24 protein-coding genes and 1 other RNA gene are annotated in these 23,314 nt (G+C 46.6%); 14 read left to right on the top strand and 11 right to left on the bottom strand.

Annotation, left to right across the window (positions count from 1 at the left end; translation table 11 throughout):
• Positions 1–22: 22 nt before the first annotated feature.
• From IEN92_RS02585 to rnpB, 9 genes are all read left to right on the top strand, one after another.
• On the top strand, positions 23–934 hold the full coding sequence (locus IEN92_RS02585) for a Tim44 domain-containing protein (RefSeq protein WP_216160341.1): 912 nt from the start codon (positions 23–25) through the stop codon (positions 932–934).
• A gap of 53 nt (positions 935–987) precedes the next feature.
• Complete coding sequence (locus tag IEN92_RS02580) at positions 988–1,608, top strand: SCP2 domain-containing protein (protein WP_216160339.1); 621 nt, start codon at positions 988–990, stop codon at positions 1,606–1,608.
• A gap of 3 nt (positions 1,609–1,611) precedes the next feature.
• On the top strand, positions 1,612–3,198 hold the full coding sequence (gene ubiB / locus IEN92_RS02575) for a ubiquinone biosynthesis regulatory protein kinase UbiB (RefSeq protein ID WP_216160336.1): 1,587 nt from the start codon (positions 1,612–1,614) through the stop codon (positions 3,196–3,198).
• A gap of 52 nt (positions 3,199–3,250) precedes the next feature.
• On the top strand, positions 3,251–3,904 hold the full coding sequence (locus IEN92_RS02570) for a DUF502 domain-containing protein (RefSeq protein WP_216160333.1): 654 nt from the start codon (positions 3,251–3,253) through the stop codon (positions 3,902–3,904).
• 16 nt (positions 3,905–3,920) lie between these two features.
• The gene (gene aspS, locus IEN92_RS02565; RefSeq protein ID WP_216160329.1) at positions 3,921–5,720 is read left to right on the top strand and encodes an aspartate--tRNA ligase; all 1,800 of its coding nucleotides are present in this window, start codon (positions 3,921–3,923) and stop codon (positions 5,718–5,720) included.
• Positions 5,721–5,740: 20 nt separating this feature from the next.
• Positions 5,741–6,184, top strand: coding sequence for a dihydroneopterin triphosphate diphosphatase (gene nudB, locus IEN92_RS02560; protein WP_216160326.1), 444 nt, complete (start codon positions 5,741–5,743; stop codon positions 6,182–6,184).
• A gap of 16 nt (positions 6,185–6,200) precedes the next feature.
• Positions 6,201–7,541, top strand: coding sequence for a glycerate kinase (locus tag IEN92_RS02555; RefSeq protein ID WP_216160323.1), 1,341 nt, complete (start codon positions 6,201–6,203; stop codon positions 7,539–7,541).
• Between the two features lies 1 nt (position 7,542).
• The gene (gene pyrC, locus IEN92_RS02550; RefSeq protein WP_216160320.1) at positions 7,543–8,601 is read left to right on the top strand and encodes a dihydroorotase; all 1,059 of its coding nucleotides are present in this window, start codon (positions 7,543–7,545) and stop codon (positions 8,599–8,601) included.
• A 59-nt stretch (positions 8,602–8,660) separates the two neighbouring features.
• An RNA gene (rnpB, locus tag IEN92_RS02545) (RNase P RNA component class A) lies at positions 8,661–8,967 on the top strand.
• On the opposite strand, the gene IEN92_RS02540 is transcribed toward rnpB, so the two are convergent.
• On the bottom strand, positions 8,968–9,390 hold the full coding sequence (locus tag IEN92_RS02540) for an OsmC family protein (protein WP_216160317.1): 423 nt from the start codon (positions 9,388–9,390) through the stop codon (positions 8,968–8,970). It abuts the RNA gene before it with no gap.
• 419 nt (positions 9,391–9,809) lie between these two features.
• Between IEN92_RS02540 and rplM the strand changes: the two genes are divergently transcribed.
• The 4 genes from rplM (at position 9,810) to erpA (ending at position 12,304) form a co-directional block, all read left to right on the top strand.
• Positions 9,810–10,238, top strand: a complete 429-nt coding sequence (gene rplM / locus IEN92_RS02535) for a 50S ribosomal protein L13 (RefSeq protein ID WP_011903721.1) — start codon at positions 9,810–9,812, stop codon at positions 10,236–10,238.
• Positions 10,239–10,247: 9 nt separating this feature from the next.
• Positions 10,248–10,649 carry a 30S ribosomal protein S9 gene (rpsI, locus tag IEN92_RS02530; RefSeq protein WP_071466175.1) on the top strand — a complete coding sequence of 134 codons (402 nt, stop codon included), beginning with the start codon at positions 10,248–10,250 and terminating at the stop codon, positions 10,647–10,649.
• A 138-nt stretch (positions 10,650–10,787) separates the two neighbouring features.
• Positions 10,788–11,846: an N-acetyl-gamma-glutamyl-phosphate reductase gene (gene argC, locus IEN92_RS02525; RefSeq protein ID WP_216160315.1), complete on the top strand. Its 1,059-nt coding sequence runs from the start codon at positions 10,788–10,790 to the stop codon at positions 11,844–11,846.
• Between the two features lie 80 nt (positions 11,847–11,926).
• Positions 11,927–12,304: an iron-sulfur cluster insertion protein ErpA gene (gene erpA / locus IEN92_RS02520; RefSeq protein WP_215374082.1), complete on the top strand. Its 378-nt coding sequence runs from the start codon at positions 11,927–11,929 to the stop codon at positions 12,302–12,304.
• A 7-nt stretch (positions 12,305–12,311) separates the two neighbouring features.
• On the opposite strand, the gene IEN92_RS02515 is transcribed toward erpA, so the two are convergent.
• Positions 12,312–13,439: an anhydro-N-acetylmuramic acid kinase gene (locus tag IEN92_RS02515; RefSeq protein ID WP_216160312.1), complete on the bottom strand. Its 1,128-nt coding sequence runs from the start codon at positions 13,437–13,439 to the stop codon at positions 12,312–12,314.
• Between the two features lie 76 nt (positions 13,440–13,515).
• Here IEN92_RS02515 and tyrS point away from each other — a divergent pair, with 76 nt between their 5' ends.
• Positions 13,516–14,748: a tyrosine--tRNA ligase gene (gene tyrS / locus IEN92_RS02510; protein ID WP_216160309.1), complete on the top strand. Its 1,233-nt coding sequence runs from the start codon at positions 13,516–13,518 to the stop codon at positions 14,746–14,748.
• A gap of 6 nt (positions 14,749–14,754) precedes the next feature.
• Here the strand turns inward: tyrS and ruvB are convergent, their stop codons facing one another.
• The 9 genes from ruvB to murU all read right to left on the bottom strand — a co-directional run bounded on the left by ruvB (position 14,755) and on the right by murU (position 23,308).
• Entirely contained in the window at positions 14,755–15,825 is a 1,071-nt protein-coding gene (gene ruvB / locus IEN92_RS02505) for a Holliday junction branch migration DNA helicase RuvB (RefSeq protein WP_216160306.1), read from the bottom strand.
• Positions 15,826–15,852: 27 nt separating this feature from the next.
• Entirely contained in the window at positions 15,853–16,434 is a 582-nt protein-coding gene (gene ruvA / locus IEN92_RS02500; protein WP_215374071.1) for a Holliday junction branch migration protein RuvA, read from the bottom strand.
• A 29-nt stretch (positions 16,435–16,463) separates the two neighbouring features.
• Entirely contained in the window at positions 16,464–16,982 is a 519-nt protein-coding gene (gene ruvC, locus IEN92_RS02495; RefSeq protein WP_216160302.1) for a crossover junction endodeoxyribonuclease RuvC, read from the bottom strand.
• A gap of 21 nt (positions 16,983–17,003) precedes the next feature.
• Positions 17,004–18,584: a bifunctional phosphoribosylaminoimidazolecarboxamide formyltransferase/IMP cyclohydrolase gene (gene purH, locus IEN92_RS02490; protein ID WP_216160299.1), complete on the bottom strand. Its 1,581-nt coding sequence runs from the start codon at positions 18,582–18,584 to the stop codon at positions 17,004–17,006.
• 48 nt (positions 18,585–18,632) lie between these two features.
• On the bottom strand, positions 18,633–18,872 hold the full coding sequence (locus tag IEN92_RS02485; RefSeq protein WP_216160297.1) for a helix-turn-helix domain-containing protein: 240 nt from the start codon (positions 18,870–18,872) through the stop codon (positions 18,633–18,635).
• A 41-nt stretch (positions 18,873–18,913) separates the two neighbouring features.
• Positions 18,914–19,930, bottom strand: a complete 1,017-nt coding sequence (gene dusB / locus IEN92_RS02480; protein ID WP_216160293.1) for a tRNA dihydrouridine synthase DusB — start codon at positions 19,928–19,930, stop codon at positions 18,914–18,916.
• 140 nt (positions 19,931–20,070) lie between these two features.
• Positions 20,071–21,228, bottom strand: coding sequence for an FAD-dependent monooxygenase (locus IEN92_RS02475; protein ID WP_216160290.1), 1,158 nt, complete (start codon positions 21,226–21,228; stop codon positions 20,071–20,073).
• Between the two features lie 3 nt (positions 21,229–21,231).
• Positions 21,232–22,599 (bottom strand): aminopeptidase P N-terminal domain-containing protein, encoded by a 1,368-nt coding sequence (locus IEN92_RS02470; protein ID WP_255539742.1) that lies wholly within the window; start codon positions 22,597–22,599, stop codon positions 21,232–21,234.
• Positions 22,592–23,308, bottom strand: coding sequence for an N-acetylmuramate alpha-1-phosphate uridylyltransferase MurU (gene murU / locus IEN92_RS02465; RefSeq protein ID WP_216160285.1), 717 nt, complete (start codon positions 23,306–23,308; stop codon positions 22,592–22,594). Before murU ends, IEN92_RS02470 begins: the two co-directional genes overlap by 8 nt.
• Between the last annotated feature and the right edge of the window lie 6 nt (positions 23,309–23,314).

Genomic DNA, 23,314 nt, shown 5'->3' with positions numbered 1-23,314 from the left:
TTATATGAAGGGGTAAATCACAATGAATAAGCATTTTTTCAAAGCAGTTCTCTTAAGCATGATCTTGGTGTTTGCATCTATTGGTCAGGCTGAAGCGGGTCGTTTAGGTAGCGGCCGAAGCTTTGGACGCGCTCCAAGTGCGCCAATGCAACGTCAAGCGGCTCCTGTTCAAAAACCAGCTCAACAAGCACAACCAGCTACTCCAGCCCCAGCTCCTCAAGCACCGGCACCCAGTCGCTTTGGTGGAATGGGCGGAATCTTAGGTGGTTTAGCTGCGGGTTTAGGTATTGGTTATTTACTTTCTCACTTTGGCTTAGGTGAGGCTGCCTCATCACTCATTACCGGTTTATTGATTGCGATGTTGGCTGGCTTTGTGATTATGTTTGTGATCAGAAAATTGCTCCCAGCAATGTCGGGTGCTGGCCAGAATGCCAATGTAGTGAACCCTGCAATGCAACGAAGCAATCTTGATCAGTCACCAAGACAAGAGCCGGCATTTAATCCGGCAGCGAATGCCTTTGGTGGAGTCAGTACTGAGCCTGAGCCATTTCAGTCTACTTTGCCACCAGGTTTTGATGAGCATACGTTTCTTGAAAATGCGAAGCAGTATTTCGTTACCCTGCAAAAAGCTTGGGATCAAGGTGATTTAGCATCTTTGCGTGAATTTACGACGCCTGAAATGTTTGCCACCATTCAGCAAGATCTGGCGGGAAGAATTGAGGCTTGTAACCAGACTGATGTTGTGACAATCAATGCGCGACTTCTAGGTATTGAGACGATTGATGCTCACTACTACTGCAGCGTGCAGTTTGGCGGCATGATTCGTGAACAGCAAGGCGCCCCAGCAAGCGATTTCTCTGAAATCTGGAATTTGAGTAAGCCTGTTGACGGCCCTGGCGGCTGGGTACTGGCGGGTATTTCTCAGTTGGTTTAAGCTTAAGGTACTTTCCATTGGAAAACCCGCACTAGTGCGGGTTTTTTACACTCATGAATAGCCATTTAACCTCTACCCATACTTTTGCCGCTGGCGCTGCATGCCGCGGGATTAATCATGTATTAGAAAGTGAGCCTTGGGCATTAGCTGAGTTAGCTAAGCATGCTGGGAAAACGATTCTGTTGAAATTACCTTTGGGAGATTTGGGTTTTGAGATTTCTTCGACGGGTTTACTAAATCCCCTGGAAGTGGTGAATGATCCTTCTTTAAGCTTAGAGGTTTCAACTAAAGCTCTTGGCGAACTGGCTGCAACTACTGGAAGTTTGCGTGAGCAAGCCTTCAAAGCAGTCAAAATTACCGGGGATGCTGACTTAGCTCAGTTATTGGGTCGTTTAGCCGGTCAGCTGCGCTGGGAGTACGAGGAAGATTTAGCGCGTCTGTTTGGGGATGCGCCTGCAAACTTTGCAGTTAGGCAGGGTAAGAAATTGGTTGCTGCTTCTCGTTCTGCCGCAGGTGATTTACTGGACAATATTGTCGAGTACGTGAGCGAAGAAAGAAAAGTACTTTTGAATAAACGAGACTTTATGGCCCATAAAGCCGTATTAAATGATTTGCGCGAATCGGTAGATCGGATCGAGAAGCGCATTCAACTACTAGAGCAGAAGGTGAAATAAATCGTGCGCCGCTTAGCTCGTCTCTGTTTTATATTCTTTACAGCCTGGCGTTATGGCTTATTGCCACTCTTGCGCGATATCCTCAAGCCTGGAGTGAGCAGGGGCCTATTAACAGTCGTCTGCTGGACTTCGCCCGGCGCCAGCTTGCCTAGGGGTGAGCGGATTCGTTTAACGCTTGAGGCACTAGGGCCAATCTTTGTTAAGTTTGGTCAGGTACTGTCAACACGACGCGATTTATTGCCAGAAGATATTGCTAATGAATTAGCGAAGCTACAAGATCAAGTGCCTCCATTCTCAAATGCAGAGTCACGTCGTTTAATCGAAGAAGCTCTTGGCAAACCTATTGAAGAAGTCTTTATCAGTTTTGATGCCACACCAGTAGCAAGTGCATCAGTGGCTCAGGTGCACTTCGGAATCTTGCGTGCAACTGAGAAGCATCCGGAGTGGGATCACAAAGCAGTTGCGATTAAAGTCTTGCGCCCTGGAATTCTGCCGGTGATTGAGGGTGATTTGGCTTTAATGTATGACTTAGCCAAAGTCATTGAAAAGAGTTCTGAGGATGGACGCCGTTTAAAGCCGCGTGAGAATGTGGCTGAATTCGATACCTATTTACACGATGAGTTAGATCTCATGCGTGAGGCGGCGAATGCAAGTCAGATCCGTCGACATTTTGTAGATTCCAAAAAGTTGATGATTCCTGAAATGTATTGGGATCTCTGTCACACCAATGTGATTGTCATGGAAAGAATGTATGGCATTTCTATTGGGCGGACAGCCGAGCTACGTGCTGCTGGCGTTGATTTCAAAAAATTAGCGGCTGATGGTGTAGAAATATTCTTTACCCAAGTTTTTGAAGATGGATTTTTCCATGCAGATATGCATCCCGGAAATATCATGATTAGCTTAGAGCCAGAAACCTTCGGCCGATTTATTTCTTTAGACTTTGGCATCGTGGGCGCTTTAAGTGAGTCTGATAAGAATTATTTAGCACTCAATTTCTTAGCATTCTTTAATCGTGATTACCGCCGTGTAGCGGAGCTGCACATTGAGTCAGGATGGGTGCCAGCAAATACCAGGGTAGAGGAATTAGAAGGGGCTGTGCGCTCTGTATGTGAGCCTTACTTTGATCGTCCGTTAAAAGAAATTTCCCTGGGCATTGTCTTGATGCGACTCTTTCAGACCTCGCGTCGCTTTAAAGTAGAGATTCAGCCGCAACTCACTTTATTGCAAAAGACCTTGTTAAATGTCGAAGGACTTGCACGTCAGCTAGATCCCGATTTGGATTTGTGGAAAACCGCCAAACCGATCCTCGAAAAATGGATTAGTAAACAGTTGGGTTGGCGCGGGTTAATCGATTCCCTAAAAGATGAGGCTCCTGCCTGGGCCAAGATCTTGCCAACTTTGCCTCGTCTAATTGCGGATGCTCTGACTCAGGCCAATCATCAAGCAAAAGATCAAACTGGTGAGTTGGAGGTCTTAAAGGCGCTTTTGCTTGAAGAACGGCGTACCCGTCGCTTGGTCGTGGGCGCTTTGCTCTTTGCTGGTGGATTTTTGGCCGGAATTTTGATCATTAGTCTAGGTATTTATTAGGCTTTCGCTGTTTCGCTCCTAAACCGCTAAAATAGCGGGCTAGGCAGAACACATGAAAAAATACTTTATTGCAGGCATCCTCGTTTGGGCACCATTGTCAATTACCGTTTGGGTAATTGCATGGGGCTTGGGCTTGCTCGACGGCGTATTTGGTTCAGTAATGCACGCCATTATTGTGGTTCTTCCGCAAGACGCTGCGCGAGACCTCCAGCATTTCCGAGATCTTCCCGGTGTTGGCATCTTGATCGTGATTGCAGTCATATTGTTGACTGGTCTACTGGCAATTAATTTTGCTGGTCAGTGGTGGTTAAAGGTCTGGGATAAGTTTGTTAATCGCATTCCGATTGTGCGCTCAATTTACTCAAGCGTTCAGCAAGTTTCATCCACTTTATTTTCTGGAAGCGGTCAAGCCTTTAGCAAGGCTCTGCTGATTCGTTACCCTCACGCTGATTCTTGGGCAATCGCTTTTCAAACGGGTGTACCCGCTAGAGAAGTGACTACTAAATTGGGCGAAGACTATGTCAATGTATTTTTGCCTACAACTCCTAACCCAACCTCTGGATTTTTCATGATCGTGCCACGTGCACAAACGATTGAATTGGATATGAGTGTTGAGGAAGCATTGAAGCATATTGTTTCAATGGGCTCGGTACCACCCAATAGTTCTAGCGGTATGACTGCAACCCAGTCACCACACCATTTTTGATTTTTAGGAAATTGTTATGTCGATGCGAAGCCATACCTGCGGTCAGGTAACCGATTCACTGATAGGAAAAGAAGTTACCCTTTCTGGATGGGTTAATCGCCGTCGTGATCATGGGGGCGTGATCTTTATTGACTTACGTGACCGCGAAGGCTTTGTTCAAGTGGTTTGCGATCCAGATCGTCCAGAGATGTTTGCGCTCGCTGAACAAGTAAGAAGTGAATACTGTATCCAGATTAAAGGCCTTGTACGTGCACGTCCTGCAGGTACTGAAAACACAGATTTAGTGAGTGGAAAAGTAGAAATACTTTGCCATAGCTTAGTTATCTTAAATGCTTCTGTGACTCCACCATTTCAGATTGATGATGAGAATCTATCCGAGACTACGCGCTTGACTCACCGTGTCTTAGATTTACGTCGTCCACAAATGCAAAAGAATTTGCGTTTGCGTTACAACGTTGCCATGGAGTGCCGCCGCTATTTAGATGATGCCGGCTTCATTGATATTGAAACGCCAATGTTGACCAAAAGCACACCAGAGGGCGCGCGCGATTATTTGGTTCCCTCACGCGTGCATGATGGTCAGTTCTTTGCATTGCCGCAATCTCCACAACTCTTTAAGCAACTGTTAATGGTGGCAGGTTTCGATCGCTACTATCAAATCACTAAATGCTTCCGAGATGAAGATTTACGTGCAGATCGTCAACCTGAATTTACGCAGATCGACTGTGAAACTGCTTTTTTAAGTGAATTAGAAATTCGTGAGCTGTTTGAAAACATGATCCGCCATATTTTCAAGAAAACCATGAATGTCGAGTTGCCCAATCCATTTCCAACCATGCCTTACTCTGAAGGTATGGCGCGCTTTGGCTCTGATAAGCCCGATTTGCGTGTGAACTTTGAGTTCACTGAATTAACGGATTTGATGAAGGATGTGGATTTCAAGGTGTTTTCAGGCGCCGCCAATCAAGAAGGTGGCCGCGTAGTAGGTTTGTGCGTGCCAGGCGGCGCAGAGATTAGTCGTAGTGAAATCGACGACTACACTCAGTTTGTCAGCATCTACGGCGCTAAGGGTTTGGCTTGGATCAAGGTGAACTCCGTTGCTGAAGGTCGCAATGGATTGCAATCTCCGATCGTTAAGAATTTGCATGATGCAGCAATTGAAGGCATCTTGAAGCGCACGGGTGCGAAAGATGGCGACATCATTTTCTTTGGTGCTGATAAAGAAAAAGTTGTGAACGATGCGATTGGCAATTTACGTTTGCGCATCGGCCTTTCTGCTTGGGGTAAAGAGCATGGACTCTTTACTGAAGGCTGGAAGCCATTATGGGTAGTTGACTTCCCGATGTTTGATTACGATGAAGGTGAGGCGCGTTGGGTAGCTTGCCATCATCCGTTTACCAGCCCTAAAGATGAGCATATGCAGTTTTTGGAATCTGATCCAGGAAAATGTTTGGCTAAAGCCTATGACATGGTTTTAAACGGTAGCGAGATCGGTGGTGGCTCTGTACGTATTCACCAAGAAGCGGTACAAAGCCAAGTTTTCCGTGCTTTGAAGATCGGCCCTGAAGAAGCGCAAGCGAAGTTTGGATTCTTGCTAGATGCTCTTCAGTATGGCGCACCTCCACACGGCGGCATTGCATTCGGTTTGGATCGCATCGTCACGATGATGACTGGTGCTGAATCAATTCGTGATGTGATTGCCTTCCCTAAAACACAACGTGCACAATGTTTGTTAACTCAGGCTCCTAGCCCAGTAGATGAGCGTCAGTTGCGCGAGCTGCATATTCGTTTGCGTCAGGCTGCGCCTGCGGCATAAGCAAAAAACAACATCCCATCTTGAAAATCCCTATCTCGGTTTTAGTTCTGATCTATAAATCGAATAGGGATGTTTTATTGATAGAGCGTGCTGATAGAAAAGGTTTCTGGCAGTCTGTCACGGGCAGCTTAGATGCTCCGGATGAAAATCTTGCATTAGCAGCTACCCGGGAGGTATTTGAAGAGACTGGTATCGCAGTCAACCAATTGCCTGAGGATGCCCTTCAAAATATGCACCATCAGATTGAGTATGAGATCTATCCTGAGTGGCGCTTTCGTTACGGCCCTGGCGTTACAAGAAATACTGAGCATTGGTTTGCGCTACAGGTGCCCGATAATATCCAAATCATGCTCTCTCCAAGAGAGCATGTGGCATATGAGTGGCTTCCCTTTGAGCTGGCTGCCAAAAAATGTTTTTCTCCTAGCAACGGCGATGCAATTCTGAAATGGTTTTCTCGAAAATAGCACTTAGAATAGATTGATGCAGCAATCTCCCTATACCGTATCGACAGAAGCAATTCTGAAAAAGGCCTTTGCTGCCGCAGTTGCCGTGGCTGATCCACAATTGATTGTTCCGCAACACTTGGCAAAAATATTCCCACCTGGCCAAGAACCAAAGGGAAAATGTTTAGTAGTCGGCGCTGGTAAAGCCAGCGCTTCAATGGCAAGCGCTGTAGAGGCCTATGCCAATACCCACTGGCCCCAAGTAAAAATTGAGGGGGTGGTATTAACGCGCTATGGCCATGCTGCTCCAACAAGCAAGATACAAATCGTAGAAGCAGGTCATCCTGTTCCAGATCAGGCGGGCATGGATGGAGCGAAAGCAATATACGCCTTAACTAATCAATTGGGGCAGGACGATCTTTTGATTTGCCTAGTTTCTGGTGGAGGGTCTAGCCTATTAACTTTGCCGCAAGAGGGTATCTCAATTGAGGATATGCGCAAGACTACTGAGGCACTTTTGCGCAGTGGTGCTCCGATTGAAGAAATGAATGTGGTGCGTAAGCACCTATCTGCTATTTTGGGTGGTAATTTAGCTCGGGTAGCGATTGCCCGTGGCGCCCGTGTTGAGGCTTTATTGATTTCTGATGTGACAGGCGACGCTCCTGCAGATATTGCTAGTGGACCGTGCGCTGCCGATTATTCGACCTACTTGGACGCAATAACTGTTCTTGAAAAATACCATTTAGGGAAAAATGAAATTCCTTCCTCGGTACTGAGTCATCTTGCGCAAGGACTTGCAGGAAACAAGCCCGAAACACTTAAAGATATCGACTTAGTTAATGCTCAAGTGGCTAATCATGTGATCGCTACAGCCTATAAAAGTTTAGAGGCTGCTGCCAACTATGTTCGTAGTCAAGGTTATGAGCCTATCGTTTTAGGGGATACGATTACTGGCGAGGCTCAGGAAGTTGGTGTTTCACAAGCACGCTTGGCTCGAGAACATTTAGCAAAAGGGCTTCCGAAGCCAGTAGCCATTATTTCTGGTGGTGAGTGCACTGTAACGATACCCCAGGGAGTGAAAGGGCGCGGCGGTCGTTGCAGCGAATACCTTCTTTCGCTATTTGCTGCAAGCGTTGATATGCCGGATCTAGCAGCGCTGGCTGCGGATACTGATGGTATTGATGGTAGCGAAAAGAATGCAGGGGCCTGGTTTACAAGCGACATTCGTAAAGTAAGTCAGAACAAAGGAATGGAGCCTGATTCATTCTTAGCGGGCCATGATTGTTATGGTTTCTTTGCAGAATTGGGTGCTTTGGTGGAAACTGGCCCTACACTGACGAATGTGAATGATTTCCGTATCATCTTGCTGAATAAATAATATGTCCAATAGTCCTACACACCTCGAATTAATCCAACCAGATGACTGGCATCTGCATATTCGTGATGGCGAGGTCATGAAGGATGTATTGGCAGATACTGCGCGTCAGTTTGCGCGCGCCATCATCATGCCGAACTTAAAGCCCCCAGTGACCACTGTTGACTTGGCTAAGGCCTATCAATCTCGTATTGAATCCAATCTCAAGTCTTTAGGGATCACCAGCTTTACACCACTGATGACTTTGTATCTCACTGATAACACTACTGCGGAAGAAGTGAAGAAGGCTAAAGCGGCAGGGATTGTAGGATTTAAGTTGTACCCTGCAGGTGCCACCACTAATAGTGATGCTGGTGTCAGCGATATCAAGCATTGCTATAAAGCTTTGGAGGCGATGCAAGCTGCAGGCATGCCTCTCTTGGTGCATGGTGAAGTGACTCATGCTGAAATCGACATCTTTGATCGTGAAGCAGTATTTATAGATAGGGTGCTTGCGCCACTACGAAAAGATTTTCCTGAACTCAAGATTGTGTTTGAACACATTACTACCAAGCAAGCAGCGCACTACGTTCGTGATGCAGCGAGTGGTGGAAACAATGTGATTGCCGCTACGATTACTCCCCAACATTTACTCATGAATCGTAATGCGATTTTTGCTGGTGGTATTCGTCCGCATAATTATTGTTTGCCAGTGCTCAAGCGTGAAGAGCACCGTCTTGCATTATTAGAAGCTGCTACTAGCGGCAACCCCCGTTTCTTTTTAGGTACCGATAGTGCGCCGCATGCTAAGGGCGCTAAAGAAGCGGCCTGTGGTTGTGCTGGTTGCTATAGCGCATTCAATGCCTTGGGTTTATATGCTGAAGCGTTTGAAAGCGTTGGTAAATTAGATCAGCTAGAGGGTTTTGCTAGCTTCTTTGGCCCTGATTTTTACTCTTTGCCCCGCAATAGTAAAAAAATTACTCTTTCTAAAACAGCACAAAGTATTCCCGCTGAATTGCCTTTAGGTGACACTACGATCGTTCCCTTACGTGCAGGCGAGACCATTGCTTGGTCACTGCTTTAAATACGCCCCCCACTGTTTTTACAAGCCAATTTGCTCTGACTGCGTTAGACTGCAGGCGCAGAGTCAATTGGGCAATCGCCGCCTCTTTATTGAGGGGGAGGAAAGTCCGGACTCCATAGGGAAGGGTGATGGCTAACGGCCATCCACGGCGACGTGAGGAATAGGGCCACAGAGACGAGCGTATTTAGTTACGGTGAAACGCGGTAACCTCCACCTGGAGCAATCCCAAGTAAGCAGGCGATGAGGCGTCCCGCTGAGTCTGCGGGTAGGGAGCTTGAGCCGTCAGGTAACTGCCGGCCTAGAGGAATGATTGCCCCTAGATGCAAATCTAGGCGACAGAATCCGGCTTATCGATTGGCTCTGCACTTATTCAGAAATGACTTCGACGCTGTAAGTCAGTTCAGCTGTTTTAGCCAGCATAGTGGTCGCAGAGCAGTATTTGTCATGAGAAAGTTTGACAGCGCGATCTACCTTGGTTTGGTCGAGGTCTTTTCCTTTGACCGTGAAGTGCAAGTTGATCTTGGTAAAGACTTTAGGATCTTCCGAAGCTCTTTCAGCCTGCAGGGTGACATCACAGGTGCTAACGGCTTGCCTCGCTCTTTGTAGGATTAAAACCACATCAAATGCGGAGCAGCCCCCTGCTCCCGCTAATAGGAGCTCCATGGGCCGTGGGGCTAGGTTTTTGCCGCCCGCTTCTGGGGCCCCATCCATGTTCACTAAATGGCCGCTGCCGGTTTCGGCTGAAAAAGCCATGCCACCATTACCCAACCAACTTACTCGACATTCCATATTAGTGACACCTAACTTACTAAATTAATCAATATTTTCAATAGTTTACCAATTTATAGGGCGGAGGTAAGGACCTTGAACTTGGCTAAAAAACATCAAAAAATTGATTTCAGTCAATTATCTTGCATTGCACAATAAATCTTGTGTAGAATAACCATATTGGTAGTCAGTCTTATACAAGACTGCGACTTACCTCCCAATGTCTCCTCCACCCAAACATCGGTGGATTCCAGCCCAGGACTAGTTCCTGGGTTTTTTTTGGGTTACAATTCAAGGCTTTACTGAATTACCGAGCCGGTCAGCGGTAATTTGTTGTACCAGTTGAATTACAGAATCTGCGAGCTTGCAAACATAAGCAGGGCCAAGGTGGACGTAGTTTGGTTGGGGTAATTTTTTTGACCATAACAATTTGAGAAATCATGAAAACTTTTTCTGCAAAATCCCATGAGGTAGTGCATGAATGGTTCGTGATTGACGCTACGGACAAAGTCCTCGGTCGTGTCGCCAGTGAAGTGGCACTCCGTCTACGCGGCAAGCACAAGCCTGAATACACCCCACACGTTGATACTGGCGACTTTATTGTTGTCATCAACTCTTCTAAGCTGCGTGTTACAGGCACAAAAGGCTTGAACAAGATCTATTACCGTCACAGCGGATACCCAGGCGGTATTAGCTCGACAAACTTCGATAAGATGCAGGACCGTTTCCCAGGTCGTGCTTTGGAGAAGGCTGTGAAGGGTATGTTGCCAAAAGGCCCACTAGGCTATGCCATGATTAAGAAATTAAAAGTCTATGGCGACGCCAATCATCCGCATGCGGCTCAACAGCCAAAAGCGTTAGAGATTTAAGGAAACCAAATGGCTATTAATTACGGAAATTGGAATTACGGTACCGGTCGTCGCAAGAGCTCTGTGGCACGCGTATTCATTAAATCTGGCAAAGGTGAAATCATTGTTAATGGTAAGCCTATCGATGCTTATTTTGCTCGTGAAACATCACGGATGATCGCTCGTCAGCCGTTGGCTCTCACAGCCCACTTAACGACCTTTGACATCAAAGTAAACGTTTCTGGTGGCGGTGAAACTGGCCAAGCTGGTGCAGTTCGTCACGGTGTTACTCGTGCATTGATCGACTACGATAACGCTTTGAAGCCAACTCTGTCTAAAGCAGGTTTGGTGACTCGCGATGCTCGTGAAGTTGAGCGTAAAAAAGTTGGTTTGCACGGCGCGCGTCGTCGCAAGCAGTTCAGCAAGCGCTAATTTCTTTCAGTCGCTATTGTTTTATCGAAAGGGTCGCGCAAGCGGCCCTTTTTGTTTCTACAATTGGGTAAATTGTAAGAATCTTGTATTAATCTTTACAAGTTGAAGTAATCACTAGGCAGTATTTTGGAGAAAGATATGATTAAGGTTGGCATCGTTGGTGGCACTGGATATACCGGAGTGGAGTTGCTACGTCTATTAGCGCAGCATCCCGAGGTAAAAATTGTTGCTATCACTTCTCGTACAGAAGCTGGCATGCCAGTTGCTGAGATGTTCCCATCCTTGCGTGGTCGGGTTGATCTTCAATTTACGACGCCAGATGAAGCTAAGTTAAATGAATGCGATGTTGTGTTCTTTGCGACTCCGCATGGTGTTGCGATGGCGCAAGCGAAAGAATTACTCGCAAATAATGTGAAGATTTTGGATCTTGCGGCAGACTTCCGTCTGAAGGATGTGCAAGAGTTTGCCAAATGGTACGGCATGGAACATAGCTGCCCAGACATTCTGGCAGAGGCGGTGTATGGTTTGGCCGAGATCAATCGTGAGGCCATTAAAAAGGCGCGAGTTGTTGGGTTGGCAGGTTGTTACCCAACCTCTGTTCAGCTGGGACTTGCACCACTTCTCTCTCCTAAGTCGACTGGAGGTAAGGATTTGATCGATGGGATGCACATCATCTCTGACTCTAAGTCTGGGACTTCTGGTGCAGGACGTAAGGCAGAAATTGGAACGCTGCTTTCAGAATCCAGCGATAACTTCAAGGCTTATGGCGTTAAGGGCCATCGTCATCTCCCTGAAATTGTCCAAGGCTTAAAGGCTATTGCAGGTCACGATCGGATTGGTTTGACATTCGTGCCTCACTTAACTCCGATGATTAGAGGTATTCATTCAACGCTATATGTGCGTTTAACAGATGCAGGTAAAGAGGTTGATTACCAAAAGCTCTATGAAAACTTCTACCAGGATGAGCCCTTTGTGGATGTAATGCCTGCTGGCAGTCATCCCGAAACACGTTCAGTGCGCGGTAGTAATGGTATGCGTATCGCTATCCATCGTCCTGGTGGCGGCGACACTTTGGTTATTTTGGTGGTAGAGGACAATTTGGTGAAGGGCGCTTCAGGCCAGGGCGTGCAGTGTATGAACCTCATGTTTGGCTTGCCTGAAACCACCGGCTTAACCCAGATTGCGGTTTCCCCATAACTGGCGGATTAATAACCCTTCAGCAAGCTAGACATTAAAAGCCTAAAATGGGACATTGCCTTTTGAATTAGGAGTAAATCATGACTGAATTAGCTACAACACAGCCCGTACAGGATTTAGCTGAGCCACCAACCCCTTTGGTGTTTACGGATGCTGCTGCTGCCAAAGTGGCTGACCTGATTGCTGAAGAAGGCAATCCAGAGTTGAAGTTGCGTGTATTCGTTCAGGGCGGTGGATGCTCAGGCTTTCAATACGGCTTCACATTTGATGATGCTGTGAATGAAGATGACACTCTCTTTGAAAAGAATGGCGTTACTTTATTGGTCGATTCAATGAGCTTTCAGTATTTGGTGGGCGCTGAGATTGACTATAAAGAAGATATCAATGGTTCACAGTTCGTGATTAAGAATCCAAATGCCACTACTACTTGTGGTTGCGGATCTTCTTTCTCCGCATAACAATTCACTACGCAGGATAGCAAGCGCCCAAAATTCTAGAGCCCCTCGCTCCTGTAACGGCTGGCAAATTTGCTGGCCGTTTTTCTTTATACGCCCATGCAAGCCATGCAAAGGCTAGGCCTTCAACGAGTTGAGGATCAATTCCTGCTGTATCACTTGAAGTGATTTCCAAAGGTTTTTTGAAAAGACTCTGCGCTTTTACCTTAAATAAATTCATCAAAGCCCGATTGTATGCACCCCCTCCACAGATAATTAACTTCTGGGTTTGCGGGGCGTGCTGCTCTAAAGCTTCTAGTGCTGCGTGAGCGGTTAAGTGCAATAAGGTAGCCTGCACATCTTCAGCATGAGGATTTTCTTTACCCAATTTTTCTTTTAGCCACTCCAGATGAAAGTCATCTCGACCAGTACTTTTTGGCGGAGCTTTTTTAAAGAATGGATCAGCCAACATTTTTATTAGTAATTCTTGATTCACTTTTCCTTGGGTTGCCCAATTGCCATTCTCATCAAAAGCGTTACCTTGATGTTCATATATCCAGGCATCCATCAGCATATTTCCAGGGCCACAGTCAAATCCTGTGACATCACCGCTTGTCGGAAGTAGCGTGAGATTAGCGATACCACCAATATTGAGAATAGCGAGATTTTCGGTGGACTTAAATTGCTGCGCATGAAATGCGGGAACTAGGGGTGCACCATGACCACCAGCAGCCAAGTCTCTACTTCTAAAATCTGCAATCACATCAATTCCGGTTTTCTCAGCCAAGAGTGCGGCATTCAGGGTTTGATGTGTGTAAGCCAGCTCGCCGAGATGGGGTTGGTGGCGAATCGTTTGACCATGAGCGCCAATAGCTGCGATATCTGAGGTAAGTAAATTGGCTTTTTCGAGGAGTTGGTTTACTGCCTGTGAATAGGCTAAGGCTAAAGCATTGCCCGCTTGCTTTTCTCGGTGCAGCTCATTTGGACCGGGGGTTTGGAGTTCAAAGAGGGCTTTTCGAAGTCCAGGCGCAAAGGGCGTGCTTACCGCCTCAAGAGCTTTGGTTTCGCCCTTAGGTCCAATCTTCGCCAAAACAGCATCTATCCCATCTAGGCTGGTGCCAGACATCAGGCCAATGTAAAGAGAATGCGGATTGTTCATAGGGTTCTCAGGAATGCGACAATTATGCTTTAGCAATTTAAATACTAATTTAACTGAAACAGTTAAGCGAATCAGCATGACGGCTAAACCAGAACAAAAATATCCTTTAACCCCCGAAGTCTTTGCAGCGCTAGAAGTAACTAAGCGAGGCTGTGATGAGCTTTTAGTGGAGGCTGATTGGGTTCAAAAGCTTGCTCGTAGTCAGGCTACTAAGACCCCTTTGCGGATTAAATTGGGTCTAGATCCTACTGCGCCCGATATTCATTTGGGGCATACGGTTGTTTTGAATAAATTACGTCAGCTTCAAGATTTAGGGCATACGGTTATTTTCTTGATCGGTGACTTCACCAGTATGATTGGCGATCCATCAGGCCGTAATGCCACTCGCCCCCCATTGACTGCAGAAGAAATTGCCGTGAATGCAGAGACCTACTATCGACAAGCCAGCATGGTGCTTGATCCATCCAAAACCGAAGTGCGTTACAACAGTGAATGGTGTGACCCATTGGGTGCGCGTGGCATGATTCAGCTTGCAGCAAAACATACTGTTGCCCGAATGTTAGAGCGTGACGATTTTACAAAGCGCTATCGCAATGGTGTACCGATTTCTATTCATGAATTTTTATACCCATTAATGCAAGGCTATGACTCTGTAGCCCTCAAAAGTGATTTAGAGCTTGGTGGTACAGATCAAAAATTTAATCTTCTGGTTGGGCGTGAGCTCCAGCGGGAATATGGCCAAGAGCCACAATGCATTTTGACCATGCCGCTCTTAGTTGGGCTCGATGGCGTGGAGAAGATGAGTAAGTCCAAGGGCAATTACATTGGCATCAGCGAAGCGCCTGGAGAGATGTTTGGCAAACTGTTAAGTATCTCGGATGATTTGATGTGGGATTACTTTACATTGCTCTCATTTAGACCACTTTCAGAAATTGATTTAATGAAGCAAGAAGTCTCTGCTGGCCGTAATCCAAAAGATTACAAGGTCCTACTTGCCCAAGAAATCGTAGCGCGCTTTCATTCTCAGGCTGCTGCTGAAAAAGCATTAGAAGATTTCAATCATCGTGCTAAGGGCGGCGTACCCGATGAGATTCCGGAGGTAAGTCTTGCTGGTGCTCCGATGGCTATTGCAAGTCTCTTAAAGGCTGCTGGTTTAGCTCCATCCACATCCGAAGCGATGCGGAATATTGAGCAAAATGGTGTGAAGATTGATGGCGCAACCGTGTCAGATAAGCAAGCTAAGATTGAAGCAGGAATCTACGTTGTGCAGGTCGGCAAACGTAAGTTTGCAAAAGTGACACTGAGCTGATTAGACCTACAGGTCTAAGCTGGCATTGCCACTCGGCGGTGTTAAGCCGAAGTGTTCGTATGCCTGACGAGTTGCTACTCGTCCTCTCGAGGTTCTTTGTAGATAACCCTGCTGAATAAGGTAGGGCTCTAAAACATCCTCAATAGTGTCGCGTTCTTCGCCAATTGCTGCGGCTAAGTTATCAATACCAACTGGTCCACCGTCGAACTTATGCATGATGGCTTCGAGTAGCTTTCTATCCATCACATCAAATCCGCTTGGATCCACATCTAACATTTTTAATGCAGCATCAGCCATGGCTTTGGTAATGGTGCCGGTACCCTTGACTTCAGCGTAGTCCCGTACACGGCGTAACAGCCGATTGGCAATCCGCGGTGTTCCACGGGCACGCTTAGCAATTTCTACTGAACCTTCCGGATCAATGTCCGCCTTGAGTAGGCTTGCAGAACGATTGATGATCTTGGTCAGTTCTTCAGTGGTGTAGAACTCGAGTCTTGCCACGATACCAAAGCGATCGCGTAAAGGGTTGGTCAGCATTCCGGCGCGTGTGGTTGCACCAATCAAGGTAAATGGTTTGAGATCAATCTTGACGCTACGTGCTGCAGGACCTTCACCAATCATGATATCTAGGCTGTAATCCTCTAATGCGGGATACAGAATTTCTTCAACGACTGGTGAAAGACGATGTATCTCATCAATAAAAAGCACATCATTTGCCTCTAGATTCGTTAATAAGGCTGCTAGGTCACCTGGTCTATCAAGCACAGGGCCACTAGTCTGGCGCAAATTGACACCAAGTTCTCTAGCGATGATGTGAGCAAGCGTGGTTTTACCAAGTCCTGGGGGTCCAAAGAGGAGAACATGGTCAAGAGCTTCTTGCCTTGCTCTGGTAGCGCTAATAAAAATTTCTAATTGAGCGCGAGCTTTGGTTTGCCCCACATACTCATCAAGCTGTTTAGGACGAAGTGCTTTTTCAAAAACAGCTTCGGCATTACCTGCGGCACCACTAACGATGCGATCATTACCCTCAGGTAAATCTTCAGGAATAGAGTTGAGATCGTCAGTATGAATTGCCATGCTGCAAGTGTAGTGCTGTTTAGCTAATTAGGCTTTAGATAGATACTTCAGGCCCATCCGAATACCATCAGAAACTGTACTGTCAGGTGGAATTTGTTTAAGTGCCAAGAGCGCTTCTTTTTCTGAGTAACCAAGGGCCAAGAGCGCTTGCAACACTTCACTGCTTGCCTCGATCGCCTGTGGCTTGCCATTGGCGATTCCTAAATCAGGGGCAAGCTTTCCTTTGAGTTCCAAGCAAAGCCGTTCAGCAGTCTTTTTTCCAATGCCAGGAACTTGAGTGAGGCGATCAGCTTCTTGTAGAGCAATTGCCTGTGCCAACTCATTGACGCTCATACCTGACAGAATGGCTAAAGCAGTTCTGGAGCCGACACCACTAATTTTAATCAGTTGTCTAAATGCCTCACGCTCAACTTCAGTGGCAAAGCCAAAAAGTTGCTGTGCATCCTCTCGGACTTGGAAGTGGGTGAGGAGAGTAATTTTTTGATTTACTTCCGGCAGTTGATATAAGGTGCTCATGGGCACATCAATTTCATAGCCAACCCCTTGGCAGTCGACTAAAAGCCTAGGGGGGTGAACTGAGACGAGAGTACCTTGAATGCGACCAATCATATGAAGATCTTAACCTGTGATGTGTATTTTTACTTACTATGCTTCTTGCTTGCGAGTGCGGCGGTGATCGCCTTAGGAATTTGCGCATGATGAGCAGCACAAATTGCCACGCCTAAAGCATCCGACGCATCCGTTCCAGGAGCACGATTTAAGCGTAGTAATCTTTTGACCATCTCTTGAACTTGAGGCTTAGCTGCCCTACCTGTTCCCACAATTGCCTGTTTGACTCGTAATGCGCTGTATTCAGCAACTGGTAACTTGGCTGAGACTAATGCTGCAATCACTGCGCCTCTCGCCTGGCCAAGCATCAGAGTAGAGCGCGGATTGACGTTTAAAAAAACCTCTTCGATCGCCGCGGACCCCGGTTGGTAAGTATCTAAAACTTCTATTACCCCGCTATAGAGCGCACCTAAGCGCTCGGGCAACCCTTTAGCAGGGTCCCCGCTCTCAATAGTTCCAGAAGCTACATAGGTCAGTTTTTGACCATCGACATCAATGACGCCAAAACCAGTAGTACGTAATCCTGGGTCAATTCCAATCCAGCGCATGTGCTCTTTATATCTTTACGCTTAATGACGGAAGTGACGTGTGCCAGTAAAGATCATGGCAATACCGTGCTCATTTGCTGCCGCAATGATTTCATCATCACGCATGCTGCCACCTGGCTGAATTGCACAACTTGCACCACCATGTACAACTACATCTAAGCCATCCCGAAATGGGAAAAAGGCATCGCTAGCAACAGCTGAACCCTGTAGGCTTAATCCAGCATTCTCAGCTTTAATGCTAGCCATCCGAGCGGAGTCGACGCGGCTCATTTGACCAGCGCCGATACCCAGAGTCATGCCATTGGCGCAATACACAATTGCATTGGATTTCACGAACTTGGCGACCCGCCATGCAAATAGCATATCGTTCATCTCGCTAGGTGTCGGCTGTCTTTGACTGACAACCCGCATTTCACTTGGTAAAACATTTTTCGCATCAGGTGACTGCACTAGTAGACCACCGCCGACGCGTTTGAAATCGAATGCATTAAAAGCATCCCCTAATGGAATCTCTAAGAGGCGCACATTTTGTTTGGCGGCAAAAATTGCTTTCGCTTCCACACTAAAGCTAGGTGCAATGAGGACTTCAACAAATTGCTTGGAGATCGCTTCAGCAGCAGCGCCATCACAAGGAACATTGAGCGCAATAATTCCACCAAAAGCAGAACTAGGATCAGTTTTAAAGGCTTTTTGATAGGCCTCTAGTGCGCTAGCACCAACAGCTACGCCGCAAGGGTTGGCATGCTTAATGATGACGCAGGCTGCAGCCCCACCAACATTTCCAGTAAAACTTTTGACGCATTCCCAGGCAGAGTCTGCATCAGCGATGTTGTTGTAAGACAATTCCTTACCTTGCAATTGCGTGTAATTCGCAAGTGCTCCAGCGACAGGGAAAATATCCTTATAGAAAGCGGCCGATTGATGCGGGTTCTCACCATAGCGCATCTCCTGGACTTTTTCAAAGGCAAGGTGGAGCGTCTCTGGATAGGCGGAGCGGGATTTGTGATCAAGGTCATCGCCTAGGGCGGAGAGGTAGTTGGCAATTGCCCCATCGTATTGAGCGGTATGGGCAAACACTTTTTTGGCTAAAGCTAAATTGGTTTTATAAGACACCACATTCTGATTGGTTTTCATTTCTGCTAATACGGGGGCGTAATCTTCAGGAGAAATTAATACCGTCACGTCTTGATGGTTCTTTGCAGCAGCGCGGAGCATGGCAGGGCCACCAATATCAATGTTTTCAACGGCATCTTCGAAGGAGCAACTTTCCTTAGCAACGGTTTGATTAAATGGGTAAAGGTTGATTACCAACATATCGATCGTGTCGATGCCATGCTCTTTCAGGGCTGCCATATGCTCAGGAAAATCTCTGCGCGCCAATAAGCCCCCATGCACCATGGGATGCAGAGTCTTCACTCGACCATCAAGCATTTCTGGAAACTTGGTTAATGAAGACACTTCAACCACTGGTAGATTGTTTTCCGCTAAAAGCTTTGCAGTGCCGCCAGTAGAAATAAGCTGAATGCCTTGCTCATGCAGGGCTTTGGCAAAAGGGACGATGCCATTTTTATCAGAAACGGAGAGTAGGGCTGTACGGATCATATTGTTGAGAGATCTTTTTAAATAAATGGATTGCTGGTTCGCTTTAAATTATTTCAGCAGCTGGTGTTCGACTAACTTTTTGTGCAAGGTATTGCGGTTAATCCCCAGATATTGCGCGGCTAAGGATTGATTTTGTTTAGCATGCTGCATGACGAGTTGTAACATCGGTTTTTCTACTTCTGCTAAAACCATGTCATAGATACCGCTTGGCGGCGTACCTTTGAGGTCTTCTAAATAGCGCTGTAATTGCGTTTCAATACATTCGGTAATGGGATGTCTATAGGTCATAAATAATGGCAGTGCTAAAAACGAAAATAACTTAGCATGAACTAAGCTGCTTCTAAAAAAAGTAGGCGGTCAGAATGTGATCCCATCTCATCAAAGTAATCATTGACCATCTGTAATTGGGTTTTGCAATCGTCGGCAGTATTCATGCGCTGACGAAAAGCATGAGAATCTCTTAAACCTTTGCAATACCAGCCAATATGCTTACGGGCTGTTCGCAGGCCAATGTGCTCGCCATAGAACTCATAGTGATCGAGTAGGTGGGCATTCATAATGCCTTGAATCTCATTAATCTCTGGGTTTGGCATTTTGCAGCCAGTAGTGAGGTAGTGGTTAATCTCGCGAAAGATCCAAGGACGACCTTGAGCTGCGCGGCCAATCATGATGGCATCAGCACCAGTGGTTTTTAAAACCAGTTCTGCTTTTTCAGGAGTGTTGATATCGCCGTTGGCTACTACAGGAATTCTCACACTATTTTTTACAGCAGTAATCGTTTCATATTCCGCTTCTCCATGGTACAGATCAGCGCGTGTGCGGCCATGCACGGTTAGCATAGAGATACCAGATTTTTCCGCAAGCTTTGCAATTTCAATTGCGTTTTTATGTTCACGATCCCAGCCAGTTCGAATTTTTAGTGTGACTGGCACTGCATCGGGGCCGATGCCTACGGCATTGACTACAGCCTCTAAAATGTGTTGCACTAGGGGCTCGTCACGAAGTAATGCTGAACCCGCGGCGACGTTACAAACTTTTTTAGCCGGGCAACCCATATTGATGTCAATAATTTGTGCGCCGTGTTCCACATTGATTTTTGCCGCTGCCGCCATCATCGCCGGATCAGCGCCTGCAATTTGCACTGCTATTGGTTTGAATTCACCCACATGATTGGCTCGACGTTGCGTTTTTTCACTTTTCCAAAGCAGTGCATTAGAGGCGACCATTTCAGAAACTGCATAGCCAGCACCCAATGTTTTGCATAGCTGCCTAAATGGTCGGTCAGTGACTCCGGCCATAGGGGCTACAAATAGTCTATTTGCGAGGAGATGAGGGCCAATCTTCATTTATTGGGGTTATAGCCAGGAGTGAGTGCGTAAAGCATGACACTTTAGCACAAATAGTCCTAAATCTGCCTATTTTTTAGGCAGATTGCAGTATCTAAGGAGGGGGCTAGAAGCTAGAGTTTGGAACCGATTGGAGCGTCTTAGCGCCTGCCAAACATCATCTGGCGAGCTAAGGCTGTTTTCACCGGGGGAAGCCACTGAAGGGCTGATAAAGCCAATCCGCGGGCAAGCACAATTGGGATGAGATTTGAAGTGAACACTCTGGCCATAAAGTCTGTCAGGCCAATTGTGGTTGTTCTATCTGCTTTGCGGCTCTGGGCGTAACCTTCTAATGCATCTTGGATGGTAAGTAGAGTTTGATTTTCTGTCGATCCTGAAAATACCCCAACTAATTTTTCAGCGAGCAAGTAAGCATCGCGTAATCCTAAATTCAGTCCTTGCCCTGCGACTGGATGTAAAGCTTGAGCAGCATTGCCAATCCAAACCTCATTTCCATGAGTAATCTCTTTGCGATAGTTCAAGCCGAGTTCATACAGGCGACGATCTTGAATTTTAATAAAGCGCCCAATACGAGAGCCAAATTCATTTTGTAAGGAGATTAGAAAATCTGCATCACTTAATTGCAGGCGACGCTGTGAAGATTCTGGAGATCCGCACCATACAAGATTTAAAGTATTGGGTCCGTAGTGACTTGGTAAAACTGCTAAGGGGCCTTCAGCGGTAAAGCGCTCCCAGGCTGTATAGGGGGCGGCATTCTCGACCTCTATTAAACCCACTAAGGCAGATTGCCCATAGTCTCGACCGGCCTCAACCCAATCCTGCTTTTTAAATAAACCACCCTCTGCATGCACAACGCACTTAGCGGGAATTAAATTAGCCACATCATTGCCATGAATATGTTGCCAAACAAAATTGGGGCTGTTTGCTTGAATTTTTCTGAGTGCTTGGCGTAAGGTGATGTGAATGTCACGGTAGCGAATAATATGACCTAAAGCATCTTGCTTGAGTTCTTCTCGTGTCATTAGTGCACGCCCAAAGCGACTGGCTTGCGATACATGTACTCGGTGAATGTCGGCGCATTCTTGAGGCCAAGCATGGATCGTATCTAATAAGAGTTTGCTGCCATGGGATAGGGCTATCCCCCTACTATCAGCGCTTGCAAGATCAGCATCATTTTCTGGGTTGCGATCTAGGAGGGTGAGATGCGCCCCTGGAAATTTTTGTAAAGTCCAAGCAGCACAAGCAAGCCCAACTGGGCCGCCTCCATGAATCAAGATATCGCAAGATTGAGAACGCATGATTTATTGGTTTTTCATGAGTGCTTCTATCTCATCTGCCTTAACTGGAGCACCTCGAGAAATTAATTCACAGCCGGTATCGTTGATAACGGCATCATCTTCAATCCGAATGCCAATATTCCAAAAGGCTTCATCAACATCTGCTGCAGGTCTCACATAGAGTCCTGGCTCAATTGTGATGACCATACTGCTTTGCAAGATGCGCCAAGGTTTATCTTCGGCAACATTAGTTTGAGTTACCTCGCGATAGGAGCCAACATCATGGACATCCATTCCCAACCAGTGAGATGTCCGATGCATATAGAAACGACGATAGGCACCGGTCTCGATTGCGTTTTCAAGCGAACCCAACTCAGAGAGTTTGAGTAATTTTTCATCAAGCAGACCCTGTGTCAACACGCGAAGAGCTGCTTCATGAGGCTGCATAAAGCTATTTCCTGGCTTTGTCACGGCAATCGCAGCTTCTTGAGCGGCTAGGGTAATGTCATAAAGAGACCGTTGTGGCCCAGTAAATTTTCCATTCACCGGAAAAGTGCGGGTGATATCAGAAGCATAGCTGTCTAATTCGCAACCAGCATCAATCAGACATAGTTCACCACTGCGTAATTCAGTATTCCCAGCACGGTAGTGCAAGATGCAAGAGTTTGCTCCCCCAGCCACGATACTGTTGTAGGCAACGCTCTGTGCACCACTGTTGCGGAACTCATGCAGCAATTCTGCTTCCAGTTGGTACTCGTGCATTCCGGGTTTGCAAGCTTGCATTGCGCGGATATGGGCGCGGGCTGAGATAGCCGCAGCGCGACGCATAGTGTCTATCTCATGTACATCTTTAAATAAGCGCATCTCATGAATCAGGGCTTCAACATCATGCAACTCGGATGGTGGATTGACGCCAGCGCGTGCTTTACCACGGACTTCTTTCATCCAATGGCGTAAGCGTCGATCTGCTTCGGCACTTTCAGAAAGTCGGATATAAATTGCTTTTTGATCGGCCAGAAGTTCGCTGAGCTTTTGATCTAAAGTGTGATTGCTATGAGCAAATTCAATTCCAAGTGCTTCAGGTGCAGCTTCTGGCCCAAGACGAATGCCATCCCAAATTTCTCGCTCTGGATCTTTGGGTCTACAAAATAAATGCGATTGAAGTTCGTAACTCTTTCCGCTATTGCTAACTTGCATGACTAAAGTTGCCCCTGGCTCTTCAAATCCGGTTAGGTAGAAGAAATCACTGTCATGGCGGTAAGGAAATTCACTATCGCGATTGCGACTCACTTCTGGTGCAGTGGAGATGATTGCAATACCACCACCGCTTTTACTGAAGATGTGTTTTGCTAATGCGTTTCTGCGGTCTTGATAGATAGTTGTTTTATTCATAAGCTGCATTTAGCTCTTGCAAGCGTTGCGGAGTTCCTACATCGTGCCATGGACCAGAATATTTTTCACCAGTGACCTTATTTTGCGTCATCGCCTCTCGCAAAAGGGGAGCTAGTTTGGCGGGAGCCCCGATTAGCAGGTCTTTAAAGAGATCCTTGTGATAGAGGCCAATCCCTGAAAACGTCAACTTTTCAGAGTCTGGGGACTCTTCACTGCTAACCATGCTTCCATGGAGATAAAAATCTCCATGAGGATGTTGAGCGGGATTTGGAACCATCAACAGGTGTGCCAATGGTTTACTCGGATCAATACGAAGTTTGTTGGCGGTCTCGATAAGCTTATTCATTGGTAGGCCGGGGGCAAATACATCACCATTCATGACTAAAAAGTAATCCTGGGCATTGATGAGGGCTAGTGCTTTGACTATTCCGCCGGCTGTTTCTAGAGCAGTACCTTCTGGCGAGTATTGAATATGTAAATTGAACTCGCGACCATCTTTCAGTGCGGCTTCTATTTTTTCGCCAAGCCATGCATGATTAATGACGACCTCTTTGAATTGTGCGTTGGCGAGTGCTTCAAGATGCCACGCCAACAAGGATTTGTTGTTGATGGTGAGTAAAGGTTTTGGTAAATGATCTGTGAGCGGTCGCATCCGCTCCCCCCTGCCAGCGGCAAGCAAAAAACAAGGAAGAGAATTGATCTTGCGCATTCGAAT

This window comes from Polynucleobacter sp. MWH-Creno-3A4 (assembly GCF_018881885.1).
Lineage (GTDB): Bacteria > Pseudomonadota > Gammaproteobacteria > Burkholderiales > Burkholderiaceae > Polynucleobacter.
This window is presented reverse-complemented; position numbering and strand designations above follow the sequence as displayed.